The organism is Hyphomonas chukchiensis, assembly GCF_000682695.1.
Classification (GTDB): domain Bacteria; phylum Pseudomonadota; class Alphaproteobacteria; order Caulobacterales; family Hyphomonadaceae; genus Hyphomonas; species Hyphomonas chukchiensis.
This window is the reverse complement of the sequence record NZ_AWFG01000030.1, coordinates 146712-165525: the sequence shown is the minus strand read 5'-3', so window position 1 is coordinate 165525 and position 18814 is coordinate 146712. Positions and strand designations below refer to the sequence as shown.

Sequence of the window (18814 nt, the reverse complement as noted above, 5' to 3'; positions counted from 1 at the left end):
TCAGCCGCTGGCGGGATACAGCCTCGCCAGCGGCAGTCCTCTTCCCCTTTGCAAATGCCGCAATAAATCCTATTGTCACCGTATCCGAGGGGTGTCCGCGATGGTCGCGGGCTGAGAGTTACCCTTTGAACCTGATCCGGCTCATACCGGCGCGAGGGACGGAGGACAGACTTGACGCTCGACGAGTTCACAGCGCATTGCCAATCCCTCTCCCACTCGACCTATGTCCGCCAGTGGGGCGACGCGCATGTCTGGAAGATCGGCGGCAAGGTCTACGCCATTGCCAATGATGCCGACGGCGAGATCGCCGAGGTCTCCTTCAAGGTCACGCCCATTGCCTTCCACATCTTGAAGGATCAGCCCGGCTGCCGCGGCGCGCCCTACATGGCCTCGCGCGGCATGAAATGGATCCAGCGCACCAGTGCCGAGACCATGTCCGACGCCGAACTCCTCACCTATCTCCGCGACAGCTACCTGCTCGTCGCCGCCGGCCTCACAAAGAAACTCCAGAAGGAACTCGGCCTCTCGCCCGCCGTCCCGAAAGGGTTTCCGTCATGAGCAAAGCCGCCCTCGCCGCGCCGACTGTGGAAGCCGCCTTTGACGCCTTCCCGCCGCCCGCGCGCGCCTACCTCCTCCAGCTGCGCGGCCTTATCCTCACCACCGCGCAGGAAACACAAGGCGTCGGCCCGCTTACCGAAACCCTGAAATGGGGCGAGCCCGCCTATCTCACCGCTGCCACCAAAAGCGGCACCACGATCCGCCTCGGCTGGAAACCCGCCGCGCCGAACACGGCCCAGCTCCTCGTCCATTGCTCCACCACGCTCGTGAACGACTGGCGCGAACGCTACGCCGATAAGCTCGCCTTCTCCGGCACGCGCGCAATCGACCTCGACATCACCGCGCCGCTGCCGCGCGCCGAACTCGCCCATTGCATCGCAATGGCCCTCACCTATCACGCAAGAAAGCCAGCCAAATGAACAAGCCCGCCGACCAGTCCGCCTTCGAAACCCCCAAGGTCACCACGGGCCCGCTGCCCGCCAGCCGCAAGGTCTATTCCCATCCGCTGCCGGACCTTGCCGTCCCGCACCGCGAGATTGACCTCCACCCCAGCGCCAACGAGCCGCCCGTCGCCGTCTACGACACCTCCGGCCCCTATACCGACCCGTCGGTCACCATCGACGTGGAAAAAGGCCTCGCCCGCGACCGGCGCGACTGGGTGCTCGAACGCGGCGGCGTTGAGGAATACGAAGGCCGCCATGTGAAGCCGGAAGACAATGGCGGCGCCAATGGCAAATATCTCGCCCGCGAATTCCCCGTCCGCCACCGCCCGCTGCGTGGGCTCGATGGCCACAAGGTCACGCAATACGAATTCGCAAAAGCCGGCGTGATCACCAAGGAAATGGTCTACGTCGCCACCCGCGAAAACATGGGCCGCGCGCAGGCCCATGAAGACGCCGCCGCCACCATTGCCGACGGCCAGTCCTTCGGCGCCCATATCCCCGAATTCATCACGCCGGAATTCGTCCGTGACGAGATCGCATCAGGCCGCGCCATCATCCCCTGCAACATCAACCATGCCGAGCTGGAACCGCAGATCATCGGCCGCAATTTCCTCGTCAAGATCAATGCCAATATCGGCAACTCGGCCGTCACCTCATCTGTTGAGGAAGAAGTCGACAAGATGGTCTGGGCCATCCGCTGGGGCGCCGACAATGTGATGGACCTCTCGACAGGCCGCAACATCCACAACACCCGCGAATGGATCCTGCGCAACTCCCCCGTCCCCATCGGCACCGTGCCGATCTACCAGGCGCTGGAAAAGGTCGACGGCGTCGCCGAGAACCTCACCTGGGAAATCTATCGCGACACGCTGATCGAACAGGCCGAACAGGGCGTCGACTATTTCACCATCCACGCCGGCGTCCGCCTCGCCTATATCCACCTCACCGCCAACCGCGTCACCGGCATCGTCTCGCGCGGCGGCTCGATCATGGCGAAATGGATGCTCGCCCACCACAAGGAGAGCTTCCTCTACACCCACTTCGAGGAAATCTGCGACATCATGCGCAAGTATGACGTCTCCTTCTCCCTCGGCGATGGCCTGCGCCCCGGCGCCACGGCCGACGCCAACGACGCCGCCCAGTTCGCCGAACTCGAAACCCTCGGTGAGCTGACGAAAGTCGCCTGGGCCAAGGGCTGCCAGGTCATGATCGAAGGGCCCGGCCACGTGCCGATGCACAAGATCAAGGTCAACATGGACAAGCAGCTGCGCGAATGCGGCGAGGCGCCCTTCTACACGCTCGGCCCCCTCACGACCGACATCGCCCCCGGCTATGACCATATCACGTCCGGCATCGGCGCCGCGATGATCGGCTGGTTCGGCACGGCCATGCTCTGCTATGTGACGCCCAAGGAGCATCTCGGCCTGCCAGACCGCGACGACGTCAAGGTCGGCGTCATCACCTACAAGCTCGCCGCCCACGCGGCAGACCTCGCCAAGGGCCACCCGACCGCCCATTTGCGCGACGATGCCGTCTCCCGCGCCCGCTTCGATTTCCGCTGGGAAGACCAGTTCAACCTGGCACTGGACCCCGAAACCGCCCGCGACTTCCACGACCAGACCCTCCCCAAGGAGGCCCACAAGGTCGCCCACTTCTGCTCCATGTGCGGCCCGAAATTCTGCAGCATGAAGATTACCCAAGAGGTCCGCGACTACACCGCCGGCCTCTCCGACAACGAACGCGCCGACCTCGAAAAACAAGCCGCCGCCGCCCGCGCCGGCATGGCCGAGAAGTCAAAAGAGTTCATGGACAAGGGCGGCGAGATTTATCTGTCGGAGAGCGGTGAGGTGCGGGAGCCGATTGAATAACAGGGTAAGCTCCAGCCCGCTTATAAATGTTGATTAATGTTTGCTTAACCGAATTGGCGGGCTAATTCAAAATAAAGAACCTTGCCAGGAACGTTTAGTGAACATATATTTCCTCAATACGACTACGGAGCGGCGAAGTTGAAAGTCGCAGGCTATTTGGCAGTGTTTATTGGAGGCGCAGTGGTCTGTTTCCTCCTATTCCAATTGGGCGTGGTCGATATTGTTGATGGCGTTGCAGGAACAGACCGAGAGCCCGAGCTTAGCTTACCTACTTATTTGTCATTCGTGAGCGTTTTGCTTACGGCAGTGACCGTAATTCTTGGCGCCTTAGCCATTCTGATCGGTTTCGTAGCTTTCTACACATTTCGCGAGCTACGAGAGAAAGCTGAAGAAGCGGCACAAAAGCGGGTGGACGAAGCGCTTTCCGATGAAGCGATTACTGCGCGAATTGACGAAGTTGCCTTCAGATCACGCAGCATGAGAAATATGGAAGAATTAGAAGCAGGATTCGACCCAACTGATAACAATGAACGTTGAGAGGGAAATATGACATCGGTAGAATTTTCAAGACTCAGCCATGACGAGCGCCAGATCGTTAATGATTTCACATCTGAAATCCCGGTCAAACTCGGCGCCATGGCCGATGCATTGGGTGTGTCGTCCGTAAAGCTGACCAATCTCCCTACAGGCGTGTCAGGCCAGATAACTAGCGAAGATGGCGGATTCCATATTCGGATTAACCGAAACGAGGCCAGAGAACGACAGAGGTTTACGCTGGCTCATGAAATGGCGCATTTTTTGCTCCATCGTTCGGTCATAGAGAACTCGCCGGGCGGCATCACCGACAACGTACTTTACAGGTCGGGGGCTCCAGAACGTATAGAGTTTGAAGCCAATCGATTGGCCGCAGATCTTGTGATGCCCGCATGCATTGTGGAGAAAGTTCTTAAAGATCGCTTTAAGGGGATAGTTGCTGAGGCTACAATCGAAAGTATGGCGGCAAGTTTTCAAGTATCTAAATCTGCGATGGAAATTCGATTGTCGAATCTGGTTCTCGCTTAGGGTGAAATATGGCTCTAGAGAATAGTTTATATGTTCCGACATTGGCGGTTCGCGCTAGTGAGATGAACGGACTCGAGTTCTCACTGGGAGCGTCAAAGAATCTCATAACTCCATGCTTTCTATTGGCACCGTGGGCTAATTCTAACTCGCTCAGCCGAACCATTGATAGGATCGAAAGGGCATTCCCAAACAGGATGTACTTTCTTGACCTTGATCGCGACTACCAATTTACGAATCTGGAAGCTACGGCTCAGCAAGAGCTGGCCGTTCTATTCGAGCCGCAAGATTGCTTCAAAAACTGGATTGAATTTGTTTCTCAATATCCAAATGTTATGCCCACAATTCAGACCCGTGGGCAAAGCCAAGACGAAATCCAACAGCAAATTCAAAGGGTGCAAGCCCTCAATCGTCCTTACTTGTTGAGAATTGTCCGTGATCGCTTTCCTGAGAATTTTGTGGATATAATGGATGCTTTCGCTTCATCAGGCACAGCGGACTTCGCTATTCTCATTGAGGGCGGCTGGACGAGAGATCCGCTACAATTGGCGGTCTGGTTTACAGGTGTAATTTCTGAAATTTCAACGAAGATCGACGCCCAAATACCTATAATTATTTCGTGTACGTCTATACCAAAAATGTTTTCTAGCTTTAGCTCTGACACGCCCACTCGGATTGAGTTCTCCAATCGGGTTTTGCTTGATCAAGTTTCAAGGAATTCAAATCGAGCCCGAATTATCTATGGAGACTGGGCTAGCACTAGACCTAGAGAGCCCGGTGGCTTTGCCAGTCGCCCACTGGATCGAATCGATTACCCGGGCGAACAGTCGTGGTACATTGCGCGCAATAAGGAGGATGAGTGGAGTTTCGAAGACGCCGCCGAGGCCATATTGCGTTCTCCGTATTGGGACGGTAATTTGGGAATATGGGGTGAAGAGATGATTCAAAACACCACAATTAGCCAAGAACTCGGAATCAATACGCCTCAGAAAAATGTCGCAGCAAGAGTCAACATCCATCTTCATCGTCAGGCATTCTATGGCACGTCGCCTCCACCTGGGGCGTTCGAAGAAGACTGGGAAGACTAATCGCGCGAAAACTTTTGATTAACTTCGGGGCATCCGCTCGCACCACCCTCAGCGCTAATCCCACTATCATGATAGCAAGCGTAGCAACTGTTATCGCGGCAAGTAGTTTCGCTGCTCCCTGACGATGGCGTTGAGGTGTGTGAGCAGGATGCGGGCGACGGCGATGATGGGACCTTGAACGGCTTTCCGGCCGCTTCGAAGCGTTGGCGCAGGGCTTTTAGGGCCGGGTCGAACCGGGTCTCAATGAAGGCGGCCTCCCAACTAGCAAAGGCCACTTGCCGCCCCCACACGCCCCCCGCCTTGAGCCCCACTCTAATTCCGTTTACGTCTAGGCTTCGGCTCAACGTAAGGTAATCGCGGCGGCGCATATCCCATGACCCAGACAGACTTCCACGCCCTGCTCGGCCCCGGCGCGCCTGACGCGGCCGCCGCGCCTGCGCCCCTCACCGGCCGCGAGCTGGAGGCCCTGCTCAGCCCCCTCACGCCCGAGGCCTTCGCCACTGACTATTTCGCCCGCCAGTCGCTCAATGTCGAAGGCCCCGAGGCCAAGTTCGCCCACATCTTCAGCTGGGCGCGGCTGAAACAGGCCCTCGCGCGCGGCGAGACCCTTCAGGACCGGCGCTTCAACCTCATGGCCTCCTTCGCGGGCGGCGAGGCCGATGGCAGCCGCCGCCCCATGTTCGAGGCGCAGATCCCCCAGGTCACCGAGCTGCTGACCGCCGGCGCCACCATCTGCATCACCAATATCCACATGGCCGATCCCGCGCTCGCCCGCTGGGCGCAGGCCCTCCGTGCCCAGCTCATCTTTTCCGGCACGGTGGGCGTCAACTGCTATGTCTCGCCCGATGGCGCGGGCCTGCCCATGCACTATGACCGGCGCGTCGCCACCACGCTCCAGATCGCCGGCCGCAAGCGCTGGACCTTCTCCACCGAAGCCGCGCGCCCCTGGCCCGACGCCAACGCCACGTACAAGGACGGCCAGATCGTCTCCGCCGCCGCAGACCCCGGCACGCCCCCCGCCGACATGACCTTCCGCACCGTGGAGCTAAGCCCCGGCGACCTGCTCTGCCTGCCCGCCGGGGCGTGGCATTCGGCCCGCGGCGTGGGCGTGTCGCTCGCCCTCAACGTCTACTTCGCCCCCCGCAACCTGTTCGACCAGCTCGCCCCCCTGCTGCTGGAATTTGCCAGTGCGAACGGCCACTGGCGCGGCGGCCCGCCCGCCACGGTCGGCGCCATTGACGGCCGGATGCCCCCCGAAGTCGCCGCCTATATGCGCGACCGGCTGGACGAGTTTTACACGCAGGCGCGCGCCATCATCGACAACCCTCAGGCCATGGCCGGCCCCTGGCTCGACGCCCTCACCGCCGGCCCCTATACGGGCTGGGCGCCAGACCCCGTCCAGCCCCTGCCCCGCGCCACGGCGGAAGACCGCTTCCGCGTCGCCCGCGCCGCGCCCCTGCGCTTCATCGAAACCGGCGACACGCTGACCCTGCCCTGCGACAATGGCCTGCTAACCTTCCCCGCCACGCTGGCGCCCATCCTCCGCCGCATGACGACCGAAACCGCCGGCTTCACCCTCCCGCACGTCATCGCCTGGCCCGAAAGCGCCACCGCCCCGCCCCCCAAGGACATCATCCTCCACCTGCAAACCCTGTACAGGAACGGATTGCTGGAGATGGTTTAGGGGGCACACGAATGCTGCGTCACGACTATCGCCGCCTAAATTCGCTACTAAGCAAAGGCGATGTCCTACAACGAACACCCCTAGCTTAAAAAATGGCCGCAAGAGCTAGTGGGCCAGGGAAATCAAAAGACTTCAAGGCCGGACTTTCCGAAGTCAGGTACAAGGGTGAGGCTATTGCCTGACAGGCGTTTCCACTTGCTGAGAATCGTGCAACCGAAGCACGATGATAAAATCAATAAGCCTTAGAAATTTTAAGAGATTTTCCAGCTTCACGCTGTCGACCCGAGATGGAAACATCTTGGTGGGACCAAATAACTCGGGAAAATCATCTATCCTTGACGCGTTACGTTTACTCAATGTGAGTTTGCGGTACGCTAGGCAGCGAAGCCCGACACTAATTTCATCCGATTTTGGGACATTTGAAGGCTATAACGTCCCAGATAACAGCCTACCATTCACCCTAGCAAACATCACAACAGACTACGGCGAAGATGATGCGACGATCATCTTTCAACACTCAAACGGCGCGAAAGCAATACTACTGCTTCACCCAGAGAGAACGGTTAGATTTTTTATCGACAATGGCAAGAGATTGTCGACTTCGAAAAAGTTTCGAGACGCTTTCCCCGTCGAACTAATCGTTGTCCCGACGTTGAGCCCGCTTGAGGCGGAAGAAATTATTGTTCGTGCAGAGACAGTTCAACGCAACCGCGGAACACGTCTAGCAGCTCGCAACTTCAGAAACATTTGGTTAGCTGAGGATCAGGAAACATTTGATCTATTTAAAATCCGGGTTGAGCGAGCTTGGCCGGGGATCAAGCTTCAACGCCCAGAGTGGGATACGACGTCACCTCCTACCGTAAAGATGTTTTTTGAGGAGAAGCGGATAACCCGCGAAATACAATGGGCAGGTTTCGGCTTCCAAGTTTGGCTGCAAATCCACACCCACATGATACGAGGGGGGCCAGATTCAATTTTAGTTATCGATGAGCCTGATATATATCTGCACCCTGACCTTCAGCATCGGCTCTACCATGATATAAAAGAACAATTCTCTCAGTATTTCGTTGCGACACACGCAACAGAAATAATAAACGAAGCCGACACACACGAAATTGTTGTGATTAATCCTTCGAATGCAACAGGCAGAAGAATTAGGAACGATGCCGACTATGACCTGATGCTAAACTATATCGGTTCGGCGGAAAACGCTGATTTTGCCAAGATATCTAAAGTTAAAAAGGTAATTTTCGTCGAGGGAAATGACGCTCGAATATTGAGGCGAATTGCGAAGGCTAATGGATTAGAATATCTAGCCATAGAACAGAAATCCCCAATTTTTAAGTTGGGCGGATTTTCTCAATGGCGTCGAGCCGAGCATACCGTGTGGGCTTTCAAGGAACTTTTGGAAATATCCATCCAAACAAAATGCATGTTCGATCGGGACTACCGCTGCGGCGATGAAACAAGCGCGTTCATCAAGCGAATGAGTGAAGCAGGCGTTGAGTGCTTTGTTTTATCTCGAAAGGAAATTGAAAATTACCTCTTGGAGCCAAGAGCAATCGCAAAGGCTACAAACACGCAACTCAACCGCAAACCGGGAAAAGTTGGGGCCATTCAAGCTGAGGAAGTCGAGCAAATCATCTCGAAGATAGCCGCAGGACACAGAAATTACGTGTCCGCTCAAATCGCGTCGAATGCGGCCAGATTTGCCCGAGAGAATCGATCGGCAAAGGACGACACAGTAGTGATTACGGAAGCACTAGATGCCTTCGAGACGGATTGGGCGTCTATTGAAGGAAAGATCGCGCTCTGTCCGGGCAAGGAGGTCCTTTCAAAAGTTCTCGTAGAATTGAAAACTCAGTTTGGCGCTTCCGTATCTCTGGCCGCGATTTGTGGTGAGTTAAGAGCGGGAATATTAGCAGACGATTTGTTGGAAACACTATCTGAATTAAACGAGTTTGTTTCACGGTAGGTTATGGGCACACTTGTGGTTAAAAGCGGCACAACCTACCTCTCCTAGCGGCGTCCAGTCTTCAAATGCCCTCCCCCTCAAACAAACAGCCCCGCCAGCCCCAGCCCCGTCACGAGGCTGAACATCGGGATGACCGGGAAGCGGAGGGGCGAGAGGCCGGATTTCACCGCCGTGAACAGCGCGACGCAAACAAAGCCCGCCGCGCCCGCCGTCGCGATGGCGGCATAGTCGGCATGTTCCGGGTGCACCGCGCCGGCCGCAAAGCCGAGCGCGATGAAGAGGGTCGACACTGTGCCGAGGTGCCACATCAGGTAGGCGAGCCATTTCAGGCCCGGATCCATCTCCACCGCGAGGAAGGGCCGCACGAATTTCGCCCCGCCCAGGAAGACATGGATGAGCACGGTCAGCATCGCCACGCCTGCCGCCGCCCAGAAGAATATCGCCGTCATCGCCTTGGCCTCCCCGCCCTTTTCCAAAGGCTCGCACCATCCCCCGCCCCCGGCAAGCGCCCGGCGCGCGCATGGCCCGCGCAAATGTCTGAAATTTAATGGCAGCCGCCCCGCCCCGGCGCGTTGGAATGGCCCCCGCGCTTCCTCACATATGAAGGGCTGACGACCCGCTCCCTGCTGTCTGCTTCGAACGAGCCACGACGCTTGCAGATCGAAAAGGAGACATTCAGATGTTCAGGAATACACGCAAACTCGCCTATGCCCTGCCCTTACTGGGCCTCGTCACCATCGCCGGGCGTTTTGCCCATGCAGACCCCGTGCCCGCCAATCCCGCGCCGGAAAAGCTCGCCGTGATCCGCTTTGCAGACCTTGGCGGCATCGAGAACTGGCGCGCGGTTGACGACCGCACGCTGCTGATCGAGGGCCATGATAACCAATGGTACAAGGCCGAGATGATGGGCCCCTGCACCGGCCTCGGCTTTGCCAACACGATCGGCTTCGTCGCCGACCCGATGGGCGATGTCGACCGGTTCAGCTCTGTCTATGTGGACGGCCAGCGCTGCTATTTCCGCAATTTCACGAAAACCGGGGCGCCCGCCCGGGACGCGAAGACGAACTAGGCCGCGCCCTCCCGAAGGCCCTTGTCCCTCCCGCTCCGCGCCCTAAGCTGCTCCCTCCACAAGCGGAGGCCCCGGCATGATTCGGAAACTTGCACTCACGGCAGCGCTCACCGGCGCGGTCCTGGCGGGGTCAGCGCCCGCCGCAAGCGCGGGCACGGACGAATATCTCGGCGAGATCATCACCGTGGGGTTCAATTTCTGCCCGCGCGGCACGCTGGACGCCGATGGCCGCCTGCTGCCCATCAATGAGAACACGGCCCTCTTCTCGCTCTACGGCACCCAGTATGGCGGCGACGGCCGGACGACCTTTGCCCTGCCCGACCTGCAGGGGCGCACGATCGTCAGCGCCGGAAAAGGCCCCGGCGCGGCCGACTTTGCGATAGGCCAGAAGGGCGCGCCCGGCGCCGGCTCTGCGTCCCTCCACCAGCAGGGAAACCAGGGCAACGCGCCGGCCTATCTCGTCCTCAGGCAGTGCGTCGTGACGCAGGGCATTTATCCGTCCCGGAACTAGGCCGCTTCGCCCTCGGGCGTGCGCACGTTGGCCCCGAGTATGCCATTCGCGCGGCGGGCCTTGCCGCACTCGAAGCTGCCCGCCCGGAAGGCGCGGCAGGCTTCGGGCCGGTCCTCATAAACGCCGCACACGGCCTTTCCATCGCCCAACTGCAGGTGCACGCAATGCCCGCAGTCAAACTTCACATAGGTCTGCCCGCCCTCGGCAAAAAGGCTGTCCGCCGGCAGGCTGCGCGAGGCGTCATAGGGCAACAGGGCAAGGTAGCGCGGATGCCGGCTGAAACAGCAGGCACCGCAGGACACGCAGTCATAGGCCGGGTCGGTCATGGAATGTGCTTGAAAGCTCCGCCGCCCGGTTGTGCCCATCGCATCGGTCGGCGGCGCTGCACATTTACGCCTGCGCTCTCCTGCGGACAAGCCCCCCTGCACCTGCTGCCGCCTATGGCCTTGCGTGCGGGAGAGAGCGCCCGTTTTCCCCACCCCCTTCGGTTGCGCCTATACTGCGCCCCATGACCCCTGAAACCCGCGCCCGTCTCTTTGCTGCCGTGCCCCTCTATCTCTGGCCCTATCTGTGGCTGCAGCTATGGGGCCTCGAGCGCTGGATCCGCGCCAACAAGCGCGACGTGCTCTTCTCGGTCTCCAAACGCACCGGCAAGCTCTACATCACCGCGATCTCCGACGCCCCGGCGCCGGAAGGCCGCTATGTTTACGAGGCCCCGCAACAGTTCGCATGGGAACGGCTTGCCCTTCCCGAGGCCCCTGATGCGTCCGTGCAGTTTACGAGCATCCTTCGTGCAGTTTTCGTGCTTTTTCCGTGCGTGATAGCGGCGCCCCTCGGCCCCGATACGTCCTAGTCCTCCCCCAGCCTCCGAATTCACGCCTTCCCCGCCGCACGCCCCAAGGGCCTGTGGCCGCACGTGCTGGCAGTTGCGCTTCGCCTGCGCCGCCTTAAGAATGGGACCAGTCTCTCCTCCCATTCCGAAGGCCCGCCGCTAATGCCCGTCGCCCCGTTCCACCTCGCCTTCCCCGTTGACGACCTCGCCGCCGCCCGCGCCTTCTATGGCGACCTGCTCGGCTGCCCGGAGGGGCGCAGTTCGCCGGACTGGATCGACTTCGATTTCCACGGCCACCAGATCGTCACCCATCTCGCGCCCGAAGAATGCCGCGTCGCCACCACCAATGCCGTTGACGGCCACGGCGTGCCCGTGCGCCATTTCGGCCTGGTCCTCCCCATGGACGAGTGGCAGGCCATGGCCGAGCGCCTTGAAGGCAAAGTGGAATTCCTGATCGCGCCCTATGTGCGCTTCAAGGGCCAGCCCGGCGAACAGGCCACCATGTTCTTCCACGATCCCGCCGGCAATGCGATCGAGCTGAAGGCCTTTGCCGATATCGGCCAGCTGTTCGCGAAATAGCCCCCGCCTTAAATCTCGGACATGTAGGCTTACCGCGCTTGACCCCGCGCCCGGCGCACGCCGTCATGCCCCCATGGACGCGCCAGACCTCACCGCTGCCGAACACCGCATCCTCTCGAACATCGAGACGCATGGCTGGCACAGCCTGCACGTGTTCGATCCGGAACTGGCCAAACCGAACTTCACCTATTCCATCGGCTTCAGCCACACGCTGAACGCGCCGGAATTCATCATCTTCGGCCTCCACCGCGACGTGATGCACGGCATGCTCTGGGAAGTCTTCCGCCAGATCAAGGCGGGCCGAAAGGTCGAGGGCGAGCAGCACTGGCAGGGCCTCCTCGAAGACCATGACTGTGTCGGCAAGAAAGCCGGCCACGCCAAGCTGTTCACGGACTATGTGCCCTATGCCGACTGGTACTGGCAGCGCCTCGGCAATCGCGGCCATCCCGGCGTCATCCAGCTCGTCTGGCCCGGCGACCTCGACGGCCTCTATCCCTGGGACGATGACTGCGCCGAGACTGTCATCGACGCCCAGCCCCAGCTTTGGGTCTGACACCCCTTCCCCGGCCCGCGTCGCGGGTCTACAGTCCCGCCCATGATCCTTTACGACAGCACCCGTGCCCCGAATCCGCGCCGCGTGCGCATCTATCTCGCCGAGAAGGGCCTCCACGTGCCCATGGAGCAGGTGGACATGCTGGCCCGCCAGAACCGGCAACCGGATTTCCTGGCCAAGAACCCTGTCGGCGGCCTGCCCGTGCTGGAGCTCGATGACGGCAGCTGCATTTCCGAAAGCGTCTCCATCTGCCGCTATTTCGAGGAACTGCACCCCGCGCCGCCCCTCTTCGGCACCGGCGCCAAGGGCAAGGCCATTGTCGACATGTGGCTGCGCCGCGTCGAGCTGAACCTGATGGTGCCGATCGGCATGGTCTGGATCCATGGCCATGCGCTGACGGCAAAACTGATCCGCCAGATTCCCGAAGCCGCCGCGCAGAACCGCGCCCGCACCGCGATCGGCTACAAGCTCTTCGATGATCAGCTGGCCAGCCATGAATTCATCGCAGGCGACACCTATACCGTCGCCGATGCCGTCGCCCTCGCCACCTATGATTTCGGCGCCGGTCTTGTCGGCGTGCCCCCGGACGAGAGCCTTGTGCACCTCAAGCGCTGGCATGACGCCGTTTCCGCCCGCCCCAGCGCAAAAGCCTAGCGAGACCATCGCAATACTTGACGTGAGCGCATGACAGGGCGAAGCCTTATGCCATGCCCATTTCCGTTCCTGCCGATATTTCCCACATCATCCAGCTCGCCATCGCGCCGGTCTTCCTGCTTGCAGGTATCGGCGCCCTGCTCAATGTCATGGCCAACCGCCTTGGCCGCGTTGTTGACCGCTGGCGCAAGGTCGAAGGCTTCCTGGCCGATCTTGGCGAAGAGGCCCGCAAGGCCCACGTGCTGGAACTCGCCGCCATCGACAAGCGCATGATCCGCATCAACCGCGCCGTCACGCTCTCCACGCTCTCGGCCCTGCTGATCTGTCTCGTCATCGTCATCCTGTTTACCGGCCAGCTGATCCGGACGGACGTGTCAAACCTTGTCGCCGTACTCTTCGTCGCCTCCATGGGCGTGCTGGTCGCAGGCCTCGTCTATTTCCTGATGGAGATTTCCATTGCCACGCGCACCCTGCGCGTTGCCCCGCACCTGATCACCACGGCGCGGGCCAGCGGCAGCCGGAAGAAAAGACTAACCAACATTCTCGACTAGTCGGCAGCCTCCAGCGGCGTGACGGGGTGGCCCGTATTGAATTCCAGCCGGAAGAACCGCCCCGGCCGCTCCAGCTCATAGGCAAACAGCGTATGCGCGGGGCGCATCTCGATGGCCCAGATATTGGCCTTGGATTCCGGGATGCCTGCCTCATCGAACAGGGCCTGTGTCGCTTCATCCGCCGGGAAATTCTGCCGCGAGCCGCTGCTATAATCCGCCGATTTGCCGCCATAGCCCGTCACCGCATCAAGGCTGCCATCGGCATGCCGGTGCTCATGGTGCAGGGCCAGTCCATCCTTACCGCGTGTCAGCACCCAGGTGCGTGAGGTGTCCTCCCCTACCGCCAGCGGAATGCGTATCTCCGATTTCGAACAGTCGCGCACATGCATGACAATGCGCTGGCTGCGCCAGTCATCGTCGGCCGCGTCCTCGCTGACGATCTCCCCTTCAAAGGCCTCACCACAGAGCGACGAGACCCGCCCCCAGAACTCCGCCTCGGGAGACGGGATGCAGGACGAAACGGAAAGCGCGGCAAGGCCGCCAAGACATGAGCGCAAAAGCATGGGGCGCAGCCTAGACTGGCTACGCCCCATTACAATTCCTAATCTCTGCCAGGCCTCAGGCCGGGTTCGGCTCAGTATCGCCAAGGCCGGCATCGCCCTTGGGCTTGCGGCGCTTGCCGATGACCGGGACAGCCGGGGCCGGGCCGGAATCATCGTCCGACAGGTCTGGCCGTGTCGGCTTGTTGCCTTTCAGCAGTTCGGCAATCTCCTCGCCCGACAGGGTCTCGTATTCGAGCAGGCCTTCAGCGATGGCTTCCCACTTGTCGCGGCTGTCGGTCATGATGCGGCGGGCTTCGTCCATGCCGGTCTGGATCAGCTTGCGGACTTCTTCCTCGATCTTGCGCGAGGTGTCTTCCGACACATGCGAAGACTGCATCAGCTGCTGGCCAAGGAACACGTCGCCCTGGTCGGACCCATAGTCCACCGGACCGATATTGTCGGCAAAGCCCCAGCGCGTGACCATGGCCCGTGCGAGACGGGTGGCCTGCTGGATGTCCGAGGCGGCACCGGCAGTGACATTGTCATGGCCGAATTTCAGTTCCTCGGCCACGCGGCCGCCCATCATGATGGCGAGACGGCTGGTCATCTCGATCTTGGACATGGACAGCTTGTCGTCTTCCGGCAGCTGCATGACCATGCCGAGCGCACGTCCGCGAGGAATGATCGTCGCCTTGTGGACCGGATCGGCCGACGGCACGATCATGGCCACGATGGCGTGACCGGCTTCATGCCAGGCCGTCAGCTCTTTTTCCTTTTCGGACATGACCATCGAGCGGCGCTCAGGGCCCATCAGGACCTTGTCTTTCGCATCCTCGAACTCGGCCATGGCAACAACACGCTTGCCGCGACGGGCCGCCAGAAGGGCCGCCTCGTTGACGAGGTTGGCAAGGTCAGCACCCGAGAAGCCGGGCGTACCGCGCGCGATCGTCTTGGAGTCGACATCCTTGGCCAGCGGCACATTGCGCATGTGGACGCGCAGGATTTTCTCGCGGCCGATAATGTCCGGGTTGCCGACCGTGATCTGGCGGTCGAAACGGCCGGGACGCAGCAGCGCCGGGTCCAGCACGTCAGGCCGGTTGGTGGCCGCGACGAGGATGATGCCTTCATTGGCTTCGAAGCCGTCCATCTCGACGAGCAGCTGGTTCAGCGTCTGCTCACGCTCGTCATTGCCGCCGCCGAGGCCTGCGCCACGCGAACGGCCGACAGCGTCGATCTCGTCAATGAAGATGATGCACGGGGCAGAGCGCTTCGCCTGCTCGAACATGTCACGCACGCGGCTCGCGCCGACGCCGACGAACATTTCGACAAAGTCCGAACCGGAAATCGTGAAGAAGGGCACACCGGCTTCACCGGCAACCGCGCGGGCCAGAAGCGTCTTACCTGTACCGGGAGGGCCGACGAGCAGCGCGCCTTTCGGGATCTTGCCGCCGAGGCGCTGGAATTTCGAAGGGTCCTGCAGGAACTCGACGATCTCCTGCAGCTCTTCCTTGGCTTCGTCGACACCGGCCACATCGTCAAACGTGACGCGGCCATGCTTTTCGGTCAGCAGCCGGGCCCGCGACTTGCCGAAGCTCATCGCACCGCGTCCGCCGCCACCCTGCATCTGGCGCATCATGAAGAAGACAAAGCCGACGATCAGCAGGATGGGCAGGATCGAGAAGATCAGCGAGGCGAAATTGTTGCGGCCGCTATCGGCATCAACCGAGAAGGGCACGCCTTCTTTGACCAGCACGCCCTGCGTTTCCATGTCGAGGCCGCGCAGTTCGCTGACCAGCTTGCGATTGTCGGTCGTGGTCACGACGATCTGCTGGTCGCCCAGCGTCGCCTCGGCCACCTGGCCGGAATCGATCAGCGCGTAGATTTCCGACAGTTTCGCCTTCTTGGCGCTGTCGGCTTCGGAAGATCCGCCCATGGCAACGGCCATGCCGATAACAAGCAGGGCAATCGCCCCCCAGATGGCAAGATTTCGCACGTTCATGTCAGGTCTTTCCGTTTGTAGGGATCATTGATCTTTAACATAGGAGCAGCATTACACAAAAACGACTCCTTTCGGCTTAACAGACAGCAATTGTCATGCGCGGGCTGCATAGAGTCTTCGTAAACCATCAATACGCCGCGAAACTAGTGTTTCCGGGCCATCGCGCCCCGCTTCAGGCATAAGGTGGACCCTCCCCTGCCTGCGGACAAGCTTTGCCCCGCCAAGTGTCGCACCCGCAAAGGTCTGATCCGCCCTCAGGCGCTGGGCCAGATTGGCCGTATTCTCCTGCCGCGGCGGCGTCTCCCGCCCCGTCACGGCCTGGATCAGCAGCGCCAGCCCCCGCACCGCAGCATCCATTGGCAGCAGGCCGAGATCCGCCTCGATCCCGTCGCCTGCCGCGCTGACCCGCACATGATCGCACAGCCAGCGTCCGAGCCGCCGGTCCTCCACGGCGCGCAGGCCTGCCAGCTCCTTCATGCAGCGGCTGATCCGCTCGGCCGTCTCAGGCGATCTCGCCAGCAGTCGGCGCATGCGCACGCGCTCATAGGCAAGGTTTTCATTGCTCGGGTCCTCAATCCAGACCTGCCCGCGTTCATGTAGCAGGCTGCGCAGGTCTTCGCGCTTTTCCGAAAGGACGGGCCTGGCAATGCGCACGCCCTCCCCTTCCGGCCAGACAGGGGACATGGAAAGGGCCTGCATGCCCGCCAAACCGTACCATCCGGACCCCTGCCGGGCCCGTATCAGGAACGTTTCTGCCTGGTCATTGGCCGTGTGCCCGGTCAGCAAATGCGTGCCGCCCTGCGCCTTCAGCGCCAGCGCCAGCGCAGCATGCCGCGCGCGCCGCGCCGAGGATTGCTGGTTGACCGGATCGTCCCAGCGCAGGGTTTCATGCGGGATATGCAGGTCCCGGCAGATCGTTGCGACCCGCGCCGCCTCCCCCGCTGCCGCCGTGCGCAGCCTGTGGTCAAAGGTCAGCGCCGCCAGCTTGCGCCCGCGCGAACGGGCCCATTCATGCGCGATGAAGAGGAGCGCGAGCGAATCGCTGCCGCCGGAAATGGCAATCCCGACAGGACCGCGCGCATCATGGCAAAGCCGGTCAAAGGCGGCGAGACGGGGCGCGAGCCCCTCTAGTTGTCGCACCCGGACTTGGTCCGTTCGACGGCCGACAGGTCGCGCGTCACGCCCGATGCGTTCGGATAGCGTTTCGGCAGCGTGTCGAGCGCGAGGCAGGCCTTCTCCTTGTCACCCACGAGCCGCATGGCACGGGCGAGCTTGACCAGTGCATCCGGCGCGCGCGGGTCGTTCGGGAAAGAGCGGATCATCGTCGTGTAGGCCGCGCCGCTGTCGGCATAGGCCTTCTGCTGGTAGAGCGTTTCGCCCAGCCAGTAATGGGCTTCACCAGCCTGCGGGTCATTGCCGAATTTTTCGAGGAAGAGGCGGAAAGCCGCTTCGGCGCCGGCATAGTCAAACTGGATCAGCTTGGACTTGGCCGCCGCAAACAGCGGGCCCGCCTCGCCCGGCAGGTCGCTGGCGGAAATCGTGCCCAGCGAGCCGGACGGCAGGTTCAGACCGTCCTCGGATGGATTGTTCGATACTGGCGTCGGGGCTTCGCGAACACCGGAAGCACTGTTGGCAACGCCGGAAGGGGTGCTGCCCGCATTGGGCGAGATCAGCTGCGTCGGGCCGGAAGCGAGACCGCCCGCGCGGGGGGCAGCGGGCGATGCAGCCGGATAGTCGCCGCCTTGCGTCGTGCCGGGATAGCCAGCGGCCGGGTCGGCGCTCGGGTCGCTGTAGTCTGCACCGCCAAGGCGGGCTTCAAGCGCGGCAATCGTGCGCGACTGGGCGTCCATCTGCTTGCGCAGCTCTCCGAGACTGTCGGACAGGGATTCATTGTCCCGCTGCAGGCTCTGACTCAGGTCATTGGCCTGCGAGAGCTTGAATTCCATTGTCTCGACGCGGCCCGTGAGGGTCATGATGTCGCCGAGCAGGTTATTGACCTGAACTTTCAGCTCCGCGTTCTGCTGGCGCACGGTGGCGACCTGGCTGGAGAGGTCTGAACTGGTCACGCCTTGCGTGATGGGAGCGCTGCGCTGGGCCACGGCCGGAGAGGCAGCAAGCATGAGACAGGCGAAGGCTACAGCCGGGGCTTTGAACATCAATGCAATTTCTCCACGCGTTTAGATGGGCATAATACAAAAACAGCCGGGGCCAAAATAAGGCACCCGGCTGCAAATTGTCGTAAAGTCAGCAGTCCGGATTAGCTGGTCGAGCCGGAAACGATCTGCGTGAAGCCGTTACGGTTGAGGGCCCAGGACTGTTCGTCGCTGCCGGCAGCGATTGGGCGTTCCTTGCCGTAGGAGATCGTGTCGATGCGCGAAGGATCAACGCCAAGGCTGACGAGGTAATCTTTCACGACCGAAGCGCGACGCTCGCCAAGGGCAAGGTTGTATTCGCGTGTGCCGCGCTCATCGCAGTTACCTGCAACAAGGATGCGGACCTTCGGATAGGAAGCGAGCCAAGCGGCCTGACGCTTCAGGATTTCCTGATCGTCGGAATCGAGACGGTAGCCGTCGAGGTCATAATAGACGCGCTCGCCGACGTTCACGCGGAAGTCGTCAAGCGAACCAGCCAGCGGGCCGGTAGGTGCAACAACGGTTTCTTCGACTGTCTCAGTTGGAGCAGGCGTGGTGTCAACGACTTCGACTGGCGCGGTTTCTTCTGCGACAGGCTTGGGTTTCGATGCGCATGCGCCGAGCGAAAGCAATACGGCGGCGGCAACGGTAAGTTTCAGTGAGGTTTGCATTGCTAAGACTCCCCTGGATGTCTTTAGAGCGATATAGGCGCCTTGC

At 60.8% G+C, this 18814-nt stretch carries 22 protein-coding genes, 1 pseudogene and 1 riboswitch; of the genes and pseudogenes, 15 read left to right on the top strand and 8 right to left on the bottom strand.

Features of this window, described 5'->3' with window-relative positions; translation table 11 throughout:
* The first annotated feature begins 77 nt into the window (after positions 1–77).
* A riboswitch (TPP riboswitch) is annotated at positions 78–176 on the top strand.
* From HY30_RS11240 to HY30_RS11215, 6 genes are all read left to right on the top strand, one after another.
* The gene (locus tag HY30_RS11240; RefSeq protein ID WP_034740259.1) at positions 172–558 is read left to right on the top strand and encodes an MmcQ/YjbR family DNA-binding protein; all 387 of its coding nucleotides are present in this window, start codon (positions 172–174) and stop codon (positions 556–558) included. Its footprint overlaps the riboswitch before it by 5 nt.
* Entirely contained in the window at positions 555–977 is a 423-nt protein-coding gene (locus HY30_RS11235) for a DUF1801 domain-containing protein (RefSeq protein ID WP_034740257.1), read from the top strand. The genes HY30_RS11240 and HY30_RS11235 overlap by 4 nt, the downstream gene beginning before the upstream one ends.
* Positions 974–2869 carry a phosphomethylpyrimidine synthase ThiC gene (gene thiC / locus HY30_RS11230; protein ID WP_034740254.1) on the top strand — a complete coding sequence of 632 codons (1896 nt, stop codon included), beginning with the start codon at positions 974–976 and terminating at the stop codon, positions 2867–2869. Before HY30_RS11235 ends, thiC begins: the two co-directional genes overlap by 4 nt.
* A gap of 138 nt (positions 2870–3007) precedes the next feature.
* A complete protein-coding gene (locus HY30_RS11225) occupies positions 3008–3406 on the top strand; it encodes a hypothetical protein (protein WP_034740251.1) in 399 nt (132 codons plus the stop codon).
* Positions 3407–3415: 9 nt separating this feature from the next.
* Positions 3416–3931 carry an ImmA/IrrE family metallo-endopeptidase gene (locus HY30_RS11220; protein WP_034740249.1) on the top strand — a complete coding sequence of 172 codons (516 nt, stop codon included), beginning with the start codon at positions 3416–3418 and terminating at the stop codon, positions 3929–3931.
* Positions 3932–3939: 8 nt separating this feature from the next.
* Positions 3940–5016 (top strand): beta family protein, encoded by a 1077-nt coding sequence (locus tag HY30_RS11215; protein WP_081812197.1) that lies wholly within the window; start codon positions 3940–3942, stop codon positions 5014–5016.
* Positions 5017–5106: 90 nt separating this feature from the next.
* On the opposite strand, the pseudogene HY30_RS20500 reads toward HY30_RS11215, so the two are convergent.
* Positions 5107–5273 (bottom strand): annotated as a pseudogene (locus HY30_RS20500) (IS110-like element ISHne4 family transposase); the annotation flags it as partial.
* Between the two features lie 116 nt (positions 5274–5389).
* Here HY30_RS20500 and HY30_RS11210 point away from each other — a divergent pair.
* Both HY30_RS11210 and HY30_RS11205 read left to right on the top strand, forming a co-directional pair.
* Positions 5390–6700, top strand: a complete 1311-nt coding sequence (locus tag HY30_RS11210) for a JmjC domain-containing protein (RefSeq protein WP_034740245.1) — start codon at positions 5390–5392, stop codon at positions 6698–6700.
* 223 nt (positions 6701–6923) lie between these two features.
* A complete protein-coding gene (locus HY30_RS11205; protein WP_081812196.1) occupies positions 6924–8675 on the top strand; it encodes an ATP-dependent nuclease in 1752 nt (583 codons plus the stop codon).
* Positions 8676–8752: 77 nt separating this feature from the next.
* Here the strand turns inward: HY30_RS11205 and HY30_RS11200 are convergent, their stop codons facing one another.
* The gene (locus HY30_RS11200) at positions 8753–9124 is read right to left on the bottom strand and encodes a hypothetical protein (RefSeq protein ID WP_155839310.1); all 372 of its coding nucleotides are present in this window, start codon (positions 9122–9124) and stop codon (positions 8753–8755) included.
* 230 nt (positions 9125–9354) lie between these two features.
* On the opposite strand from HY30_RS11200, the gene HY30_RS11195 reads away from it, so the two are divergent.
* Together HY30_RS11195 and HY30_RS11190 are read left to right on the top strand one after the other, a co-directional pair.
* Positions 9355–9744 carry a DUF6491 family protein gene (locus HY30_RS11195; protein WP_051615355.1) on the top strand — a complete coding sequence of 130 codons (390 nt, stop codon included), beginning with the start codon at positions 9355–9357 and terminating at the stop codon, positions 9742–9744.
* Between the two features lie 76 nt (positions 9745–9820).
* A complete protein-coding gene (locus HY30_RS11190; protein ID WP_034740240.1) occupies positions 9821–10255 on the top strand; it encodes a phage tail protein in 435 nt (144 codons plus the stop codon).
* Here the strand turns inward: HY30_RS11190 and HY30_RS19335 are convergent.
* Positions 10252–10581, bottom strand: coding sequence for a YkgJ family cysteine cluster protein (locus tag HY30_RS19335; protein ID WP_051615354.1), 330 nt, complete (start codon positions 10579–10581; stop codon positions 10252–10254). The genes HY30_RS11190 and HY30_RS19335 overlap by 4 nt on opposite strands.
* Positions 10582–10763: 182 nt before the next feature.
* Here HY30_RS19335 and HY30_RS11180 point away from each other — a divergent pair, with 182 nt between their 5' ends.
* The 5 genes from HY30_RS11180 (at position 10764) to HY30_RS11160 (ending at position 13424) form a co-directional block, all read left to right on the top strand.
* The gene (locus tag HY30_RS11180) at positions 10764–11108 is read left to right on the top strand and encodes a hypothetical protein (RefSeq protein ID WP_034740238.1); all 345 of its coding nucleotides are present in this window, start codon (positions 10764–10766) and stop codon (positions 11106–11108) included.
* 141 nt (positions 11109–11249) lie between these two features.
* Positions 11250–11666, top strand: a complete 417-nt coding sequence (locus HY30_RS11175; protein WP_034740236.1) for a VOC family protein — start codon at positions 11250–11252, stop codon at positions 11664–11666.
* Between the two features lie 73 nt (positions 11667–11739).
* Positions 11740–12219 (top strand): DUF4262 domain-containing protein, encoded by a 480-nt coding sequence (locus HY30_RS11170; protein ID WP_034740234.1) that lies wholly within the window; start codon positions 11740–11742, stop codon positions 12217–12219.
* A gap of 42 nt (positions 12220–12261) precedes the next feature.
* Positions 12262–12873 (top strand): glutathione S-transferase family protein, encoded by a 612-nt coding sequence (locus tag HY30_RS11165; protein ID WP_034740232.1) that lies wholly within the window; start codon positions 12262–12264, stop codon positions 12871–12873.
* 53 nt (positions 12874–12926) lie between these two features.
* Positions 12927–13424, top strand: a complete 498-nt coding sequence (locus HY30_RS11160; protein ID WP_051615352.1) for a DUF2721 domain-containing protein — start codon at positions 12927–12929, stop codon at positions 13422–13424.
* Here HY30_RS11160 and HY30_RS11155 read toward each other — a convergent pair.
* The 5 genes from HY30_RS11155 to pal form a co-directional block, all read right to left on the bottom strand.
* Positions 13421–13987, bottom strand: coding sequence for a hypothetical protein (locus HY30_RS11155; protein WP_034740230.1), 567 nt, complete (start codon positions 13985–13987; stop codon positions 13421–13423). The two genes, HY30_RS11160 and HY30_RS11155, sit on opposite strands and share 4 nt — an antisense overlap.
* Before the next feature lie 55 nt (positions 13988–14042).
* Entirely contained in the window at positions 14043–15965 is a 1923-nt protein-coding gene (ftsH, locus tag HY30_RS11150) for an ATP-dependent zinc metalloprotease FtsH (protein ID WP_034740228.1), read from the bottom strand.
* A gap of 93 nt (positions 15966–16058) precedes the next feature.
* Positions 16059–17105: a tRNA lysidine(34) synthetase TilS gene (gene tilS, locus HY30_RS19330; protein WP_051615351.1), complete on the bottom strand. Its 1047-nt coding sequence runs from the start codon at positions 17103–17105 to the stop codon at positions 16059–16061.
* Complete coding sequence (ybgF, locus tag HY30_RS11140) at positions 17093–18121, bottom strand: tol-pal system protein YbgF (RefSeq protein WP_034740226.1); 1029 nt, start codon at positions 18119–18121, stop codon at positions 17093–17095. The genes tilS and ybgF overlap by 13 nt, the downstream gene beginning before the upstream one ends.
* 101 nt (positions 18122–18222) lie before the next feature.
* On the bottom strand, positions 18223–18768 hold the full coding sequence (pal, locus tag HY30_RS11135; RefSeq protein ID WP_034740224.1) for a peptidoglycan-associated lipoprotein Pal: 546 nt from the start codon (positions 18766–18768) through the stop codon (positions 18223–18225).
* Between the last annotated feature and the right edge of the window lie 46 nt (positions 18769–18814).

What these genes read in the sequence shown, in the direction of transcription:
- HY30_RS11155 (WP_034740230.1), bottom strand. Translation starts at nt 13,987, where the DNA reads ATGCTTTTGCGCTCATGTCTTGGCGGCCTTGCCGCGCTTTCCGTTTCG.
- HY30_RS11195 (WP_051615355.1), top strand. Translation starts at nt 9,355, where the DNA reads ATGTTCAGGAATACACGCAAACTCGCCTATGCCCTGCCCTTACTGGGC.
- HY30_RS19335 (WP_051615354.1), bottom strand. Translation starts at nt 10,581, where the DNA reads ATGACCGACCCGGCCTATGACTGCGTGTCCTGCGGTGCCTGCTGTTTC.
- ybgF (WP_034740226.1), bottom strand. Translation starts at nt 18,121, where the DNA reads ATGTTCAAAGCCCCGGCTGTAGCCTTCGCCTGTCTCATGCTTGCTGCC.
- HY30_RS11175 (WP_034740236.1), top strand. Translation starts at nt 11,250, where the DNA reads ATGCCCGTCGCCCCGTTCCACCTCGCCTTCCCCGTTGACGACCTCGCC.
- HY30_RS11160 (WP_051615352.1), top strand. Translation starts at nt 12,927, where the DNA reads ATGCCCATTTCCGTTCCTGCCGATATTTCCCACATCATCCAGCTCGCC.
- ftsH (WP_034740228.1), bottom strand. Translation starts at nt 15,965, where the DNA reads ATGAACGTGCGAAATCTTGCCATCTGGGGGGCGATTGCCCTGCTTGTT.
- HY30_RS11190 (WP_034740240.1), top strand. Translation starts at nt 9,821, where the DNA reads ATGATTCGGAAACTTGCACTCACGGCAGCGCTCACCGGCGCGGTCCTG.
- pal (WP_034740224.1), bottom strand. Translation starts at nt 18,768, where the DNA reads ATGCAAACCTCACTGAAACTTACCGTTGCCGCCGCCGTATTGCTTTCG.
- HY30_RS11210 (WP_034740245.1), top strand. Translation starts at nt 5,390, where the DNA reads ATGACCCAGACAGACTTCCACGCCCTGCTCGGCCCCGGCGCGCCTGAC.
- HY30_RS11170 (WP_034740234.1), top strand. Translation starts at nt 11,740, where the DNA reads ATGGACGCGCCAGACCTCACCGCTGCCGAACACCGCATCCTCTCGAAC.
- HY30_RS11220 (WP_034740249.1), top strand. Translation starts at nt 3,416, where the DNA reads ATGACATCGGTAGAATTTTCAAGACTCAGCCATGACGAGCGCCAGATC.
- HY30_RS11180 (WP_034740238.1), top strand. Translation starts at nt 10,764, where the DNA reads ATGACCCCTGAAACCCGCGCCCGTCTCTTTGCTGCCGTGCCCCTCTAT.
- HY30_RS11205 (WP_081812196.1), top strand. Translation starts at nt 6,924, where the DNA reads ATGATAAAATCAATAAGCCTTAGAAATTTTAAGAGATTTTCCAGCTTC.
- HY30_RS11165 (WP_034740232.1), top strand. Translation starts at nt 12,262, where the DNA reads ATGATCCTTTACGACAGCACCCGTGCCCCGAATCCGCGCCGCGTGCGC.
- thiC (WP_034740254.1), top strand. Translation starts at nt 974, where the DNA reads ATGAACAAGCCCGCCGACCAGTCCGCCTTCGAAACCCCCAAGGTCACC.
- HY30_RS11200 (WP_155839310.1), bottom strand. Translation starts at nt 9,124, where the DNA reads ATGACGGCGATATTCTTCTGGGCGGCGGCAGGCGTGGCGATGCTGACC.
- HY30_RS11235 (WP_034740257.1), top strand. Translation starts at nt 555, where the DNA reads ATGAGCAAAGCCGCCCTCGCCGCGCCGACTGTGGAAGCCGCCTTTGAC.
- HY30_RS11215 (WP_081812197.1), top strand. Translation starts at nt 3,940, where the DNA reads ATGGCTCTAGAGAATAGTTTATATGTTCCGACATTGGCGGTTCGCGCT.